At 60.2% G+C, this 6,270-nt stretch carries 6 protein-coding genes; 1 reads left to right on the plus strand and 5 read right to left on the minus strand.

Annotated elements, in window-relative coordinates; genetic code table 11:
• The 5 genes from ccoP to P9272_RS15830 all read right to left on the minus strand — a co-directional run.
• Nucleotides 1-852: cytochrome-c oxidase, cbb3-type subunit III (gene ccoP / locus P9272_RS15810; RefSeq protein WP_278161220.1), on the minus strand; the 852-nt coding region annotated here is incomplete at its 3' end.
• A 2-nt stretch (nt 853-854) separates the two neighbouring features.
• A complete protein-coding gene (locus P9272_RS15815; protein ID WP_024502864.1) occupies nt 855-1,004 on the minus strand; it encodes a cbb3-type cytochrome c oxidase subunit 3 in 150 nt (49 codons plus the stop codon).
• 11 nt (nt 1,005-1,015) lie between these two features.
• Nucleotides 1,016-1,747, minus strand: a complete 732-nt coding sequence (gene ccoO, locus P9272_RS15820) for a cytochrome-c oxidase, cbb3-type subunit II (RefSeq protein ID WP_063169224.1) — start codon at nt 1,745-1,747, stop codon at nt 1,016-1,018.
• Nucleotides 1,747-3,366: a cytochrome-c oxidase, cbb3-type subunit I gene (gene ccoN / locus P9272_RS15825; protein ID WP_063169225.1), complete on the minus strand. Its 1,620-nt coding sequence runs from the start codon at nt 3,364-3,366 to the stop codon at nt 1,747-1,749. The genes ccoO and ccoN overlap by 1 nt, the downstream gene beginning before the upstream one ends.
• 494 nt (nt 3,367-3,860) lie before the next feature.
• Nucleotides 3,861-4,604: a Crp/Fnr family transcriptional regulator gene (locus P9272_RS15830; protein WP_024502861.1), complete on the minus strand. Its 744-nt coding sequence runs from the start codon at nt 4,602-4,604 to the stop codon at nt 3,861-3,863.
• 152 nt (nt 4,605-4,756) lie between these two features.
• On the opposite strand from P9272_RS15830, the gene hemN reads away from it, so the two are divergent.
• Nucleotides 4,757-6,106, plus strand: a complete 1,350-nt coding sequence (gene hemN, locus P9272_RS15835; RefSeq protein WP_063169226.1) for an oxygen-independent coproporphyrinogen III oxidase — start codon at nt 4,757-4,759, stop codon at nt 6,104-6,106.
• Nucleotides 6,107-6,270 lie beyond the last annotated feature (164 nt).

Genomic DNA, 6,270 nt, shown 5'->3' on the forward strand with positions numbered 1-6,270 from the left:
GCCAAGCGAATGGACATAAACTGCAAGTTCCTTGACCTTGATCTCGCCGAGACGGCCAACCCAGGCCGGCATGACGCCCTGTTTTGGCGCACGGACCTGTGCGGCGATGGCTGTCTCACCGGATCCATAGAGCCAGATCGCATCGGTCAGGTCGGGGGCGCCGAATTCCCTGTTGCCTTTTGCATTGTCGCCGTGACAGGCCACGCAATTCTCGGCAAAGACCTTGGCGCCGGGTTGGATCAGACTTGCATCGCGGACCTTGCCGGAAAGGCTGGCCACGTAGGCGCTGACTTGTGCGATCTGGTCGGCGGTAATGATGTCGCCGAAGGCCGGCATTTCCGACAGGCGCGTGTCCGGATCGGATGCGAAGCGGATGCCGTGCGTAATCGTCTGCTGGATCTGCTCGGCCTTGCCGCCCCACAGCCAGTCGTCGTCGTTGAGATTGGGAAAGCCCTTGGAACCCTGGGCGCCGGAGCCATGACATTGTACGCAATTGACCTTGAAAGCGGCGCCACCGGCGGCGATTGCGAATTCGCGCAGGCCGTCGTCCGCGGCGATTTCCGAGACGCTCTTGGACTCCACCGCCGAGATATATTTGCCCTTGGCGGCCTCAGCCGCGGTCAGCTCGTTCCTGACCTCGTTGCGGCTGGAATAGCCGAGCACACCCGTTGTCGCCGAGTGCAACAGAGGCCATGCTGGATAGGCAATGGTGTAGCCTATCGCCCAGACAATGGTGACGTAAAAAGTGATAACCCACCATCTGGGAAGCGGGTTGTTCAGCTCCCGGATACCATCCCATTCGTGGCCGGTGGTCGAGACGCCAGAGATTTCATCGATATGCTCGTCGCTCATGATCACTCGTCCTCGAGCGGAATGCGGGCCGCTTCGTCGGCCAGCCTTCGGCTGCCGGGGCGTAGGGCAAAGGCGATGCACCCCACGAAGAACAGCGCCATCGCAACCAGGCCCCAGCTGTCGGCAAACGCCCGCATCAAATTGTAGGTCATCAGCGTTCTCCTCAGCGGTAGCCGGCGGCTTCGTCGTAATTTTTGAAGTCGACCAGTGTGCCAAGCATCTGCAGGTAGGCGAGCAGGGCATCCATTTCGGTGACCTGTTGCGGGTTGCCGTCGAAGTCGCCGATCTTGGCTTTTGGGTAACGCGCCTCAAGGCCTGATGTGTCGGCATTGGGATCGGCCTGCGCCGCCAGATCCGCATTGGCGTGGGCGATCATGTCATCGGTGTAAGGGACGGCTACAAGCCTGTTGGCGACCAGATGCGTCGAGAAATCCTTCACGTCGATCGGCGTGTCTTTCAGGAACCCATAGCTCGGCATGATCGATTCCGGCACCACCGAGCGCGGGTCGGTAAGATGCGCGACATGCCATGCATTCGAGTAGCGGTCGCCAACTCTGGCGAGATCCGGCCCGGTGCGCTTCGATCCCCACTGGAAGGGGTGATCGTACATGGACTCGGCAGCCAGGCTGTAGTGGCCATAGCGCTCAACTTCGTCGCGGAACGGCCTGATCATCTGGCTATGACAGAGGTAGCAGCCCTCGCGCATATAGATGTTGCGCCCGACAAGTTCGAGCGGCGAATAGGGGCGCATGCCTTCCACCTTCTCGATCGTGTTGTCGAGATAGAAGAGAGGCGCGATCTCGACGATGCCGCCGACCGTCACCACGAGCAGCGAGCCAACGAGAAGAAGCGTGGCGTTCTTCTCGATGATTGCGTGTTTGTCCATCAAGCCCATTACCTGGCTCCTGATCGCGCAGGTCGGATGGCGACGGGGCTCGGCATCGGCTCCTCCTCGCGCTGGTGGCCGAGGATGGTCCTGGTGATGTTCCAGGCCATGATCAGGGCGCCGGAGAGGTACATGGCGCCGCCGATGGCGCGCAGGACATAGTAGGGGTGCATGGCGGCGACGGTTTCGGCGAAGGAGTAGACCAGGAAGCCCTGCTCGCCATATTCGCGCCACATCAGGCCCTGCATGATGCCGGACACCCACATCACCGCGGCGTAGACGACGATCCCGAGTGTCGCCAGCCAGAAGTGCCAGGTGACGAGCCTCAGCGAGTAGAGCCGTTGACGGTTCCAGAGCTTCGGGACCATGTAGTAGATCGCGCCGAACGAGATCATGCCGACCCAGCCGAGCGCACCCGAATGGACGTGCCCGATGGTCCAGTCGGTATAATGCGACAGCGAATTGACCGCCCGGATCGCCATGATGGGGCCTTCGAAGGTCGACATGCCATAGAAGGCGACGGCCATCACCATCATGCGGATGATCGGATCGGTGCGCAGCTTGTCCCAGGCGCCGGACAGCGTCATCAGGCCGTTGATCATGCCGCCCCAGGACGGCATCCACAGCATGATCGAGAACACCATGCCGAGCGTCTGCGCCCAATCGGGCAAGGCGGTGTAGTGCAGGTGATGCGGCCCGGCCCAGATGTAGAGAAAGATGATAGCCCAGAAATGGACGATCGACAGCCGGTACGAATAGACTGGCCGGTTCGCCTGCTTGGGCACGAAATAATACATCATGCCGAGGAAGCCGGCGGTGAGAAAGAAGCCGACCGCGTTGTGGCCGTACCACCATTGCGTCAAGGCGTCCTGGACCCCTGAAAAGGCGGAGTAGCTCTTGGAGCCCGGGAACGAGACTGGTATGGACAGGTTGTTGACCACATGCAGCATCGCGATGGTCACGATGAACGACAGGTAGAACCAGTTGGCCACGTAGATATGCGGTTCCTTGCGCTTCAGGATCGTGCCAAGGAACAGAATGAGGTAGGCGACCCAGACGATGGTCAGCCAGACATCCACATACCATTCGGGTTCGGCGTACTCGCGGCCCTCGGTGATGCCGAGCAGGTAGCCGGTCGCGGCCATGACGATGAACAGCTGGTAGCCCCAGAAGACGAACCAGGCGAGATCACGGCCGAAGAGGCGCGCGCGGCAGGTGCGCTGCACGACATACAGAGACGTGCAAAGCAGCGCGTTGCCGCCGAAGGCGAAAACGACACCGGATGTGTGCAACGGCCGCAAACGACCGAAATTGAACCAGGGCTGGATGTTGAGATCGGGGTAGGCGAGCTGCAGCGCGATCACCACGCCGACCAGCATGCCGACGACACCCCAGAACACGGTGGCGATCGCGCCGTAGCGGATCGGACCATCCATGTAAGCGGATGGGTCAATCGGAGCTGCTGGCCTGAACTCCGTGTTGCGCAACAGGATCGCAGTGAAACCAGCCACTGCGAAGAACAACACCCACATGTGTCGGCGGAAAGGTTCATCCACGCCGAAGCCGGCGGCCACCAGGGCCGCAAAAGCGAACACGCTTAGAAGGACGATCTCTGTGCCGAATTTCATTGCAGATCCCGATCTCGAATCTGGTGGATGCCAAATCCGCAGCGCACTAATCGCGCAGCCGCCGCCCCCTCGCCCTGATCTATGTCAGGCCGCACGATTTTGTGCGGCGCAATCAGCAGGTGGCGAATGAACGAGGAACGCAGCGCGGGCTCACTCCCTCATGGAAGGCGTTCCCTGGGTTGGGCGGGCGCAGACGCGATCGCTGAGGCGAAAGCTGAGGCTCTGCGCGCGTTGGATGCTATTGCCGATGCCCTGCCAAACGTTGTTCGGATCCCATTGGAAACGAACGCGATCGTTCCGCCGAGCCGTGGCAGATTAAGGACCATGCTTCGCCGGTATGTGCCGAAACACACCTGGCGATTGGTCACGTTCCTATCAAAGCCCGAAAGCTGTTTGTCTCGACAACCGTGACGCCGCTTCGTCGAAGGCGCGGCGACATCGCATTAAAAGGCAAACACGGCCCGCCCCGGAGTCATGCGACATGGCCTCGCCGCTTAGGGCCGCTCGCGTCCGCCGCCACAGCGCTTCTCCAGACGGCTTATGCTGTCCACCGTCACATGGCGTGCGTTCTCAATCCGAATCACCCCGTCAGCCCGCAATCGCGTCAGTTGGCGGCTCACGGTCTCGCTGGTGATTCCAAGGAAATCAGACATTTCGGCACGCGTCAGCGGCAGATCGAAGGAGGCCGACCCGGAAGCCGCATCGAGACTGGAATCGATATTCCGGGCCATCATGAGGAGAAAAGTCGCCACCTTTTCCGGAGCTGTCTTGCGCCCCAGCGTCACCATCCACTCGCGCGCCTCATCGAGTTCATTCAGCGTCTGTTTGAGCAGGCGATGCTCGAATTCCCGTGACGCCTTCATCATCCGTTCGACGGCCGCTCGCGGAAACGAACACAGCGTGACTGCTGTTGCCGCTTCCGCATTGATCGAGCTTTCCTCCTTGAAAGGACGTCCCAGAAAATCCGGTGCAAACTGGAGACCGACGATCTGCTGGCGCCCATCCGACAGGCTCTTTGATAGCTTTACCACGCCTGAAAGCACGTTGGAGTAGCTGTCGACGTTCTGTGCCTCGCCGGTCAACTCCATTCCTGACTCGATCCGGCGACGCGAGCAAGTCTTGGCGAGCCCAACCAAATTGTCTGGATCGAGCGCACCGCAGACACCGCGACGCCGTGCCTCGCAAGGGAAGCAAAGAACAGGAATGCCGGAACTATGAATGTCTTGCCGAAAGGTCATGCGTTCGCCTTACCCGATCCTAACTGCCGGCAGGATACCCATCCAGGGTAGAGAAATCCTGCGGCGGTTTGTCCATGAGCGCGGCTGATCGAGATCAGGGTCTGCTTCAGCGATGCGTGCAGTGTTCCGGCGGGCAACACGGTGAACGCGAGATGCAATCGGAAATAGCTGTCAAACTCAGCGAGAACGTCCCACGCTACACCAGCTATCCGACGGCGCCGCATTTCCATTCGGGGATCGATGCTGCCATTTACCGTGGCTGGTTGGAGACGCTGGAAAGCGGCGACGAAATCTCGCTGTACCTGCACATTCCTTACTGCGACAAGCTCTGCTGGTTCTGCGCCTGCCACACCAAGCAGACGCACCAATATGAGCCGGTGGCCGCTTATCTGCGCTCGCTGAATGCCGAAATCGTCACGATTGCCGGTCTGGTGAGCGGCAAGGCACATGTCCGTGCAATCCACTTCGGTGGCGGTTCGCCAACTATTCTGAGGCCCGATGATATGGTTGCTCTTGGAGCGGCCTTGCGGGACAGCTTCGACCTTCTCCCGGATGCTACGGTCAGCATCGAAATCGAAACCAACGACATGGACAAGGCGCGCCTTGATGCACTTGCTCAAATCGGCGTAACGCGGGCGAGCCTCGGCGTGCAGGATTTCGATCCGCAAGTGCAAAAAGCAATTAATCGTGAGCAGAGTTTTTTGCAGACCAAGGCAGTCGTCGACGGGGTTCGTTCGCGGGGCGTCGAATCGGTCAATCTGGACCTGCTCTACGGGCTCCCGAATCAGACACGCGAGACGATCTGTTCCACGGTGGCGCAGGCACTGACCTTGGAGCCAGACCGGATGGCCCTGTTCGGCTACGCACATGTGCCCTGGTTCAAGAAGCATCAGACGATGATCGACGAGGCATGGCTGCCGAGTCCCACTGAGCGTTTCGCCCAATCTCAACTCGCGGCGCGGGCAATTGTCGCCAAGGGATATGAGGCAATAGGACTCGATCATTTCGCGAAGCCCGACGATGCGCTGGCCATAGCGGCCCGCGCAGGGGTTTTGCATCGCAATTTTCAGGGCTACACTGAGGATCGCTGCCCGACACTGATCGGACTTGGCCCTTCGTCCATCGGTCGTTTTCGCCAAGGCTACGTGCAGAACATGGCTTCGACTGCCGGGTACGGGCGCATGGTTGCGGATGGCGGGTTGGCTGCCGTCCGCGGCGTTGCCCTTTCCGACGACGATCGCGTCCGTGGCTGGATCATCGAGCGGCTGATGTGTGATTTTGCCTTCTCGGCAGTCGACCTGGTGGAGCGGTTCGGCAAAGCCGGCGAGCAGCTCCTTCATCGCTCGAGGTCCATCGCACTCCACGATCCTGCCCGAGCGCTTGAATTCGATGGTGACAGTTTCCTCGTACGGACTGAAAGTCGCCCCTTCATTCGAACCATCGCGGCCAAGTTCGATACATATTTCAAAGGGGGAACGGCGAGGCACTCGGTGGCGGTCTGAGCAAAGCACAGTGCGCTCGCCGTTTGGTCGATCGGCGAACCAGCTGCGTTCGTTTTGACCGCTCATAGGCGACTACCGCATCAAATCGTCGACCGTGAACAATCCGAGCCCTAAGCGGCGACCGGCTTCGGCCGGATTTGAAGCAGGGCAATCAAGAGCGACAA

It is taken from the genome of Mesorhizobium sp. WSM4976 (genome assembly GCF_029625685.1).
GTDB lineage: Bacteria > Pseudomonadota > Alphaproteobacteria > Rhizobiales > Rhizobiaceae > Mesorhizobium.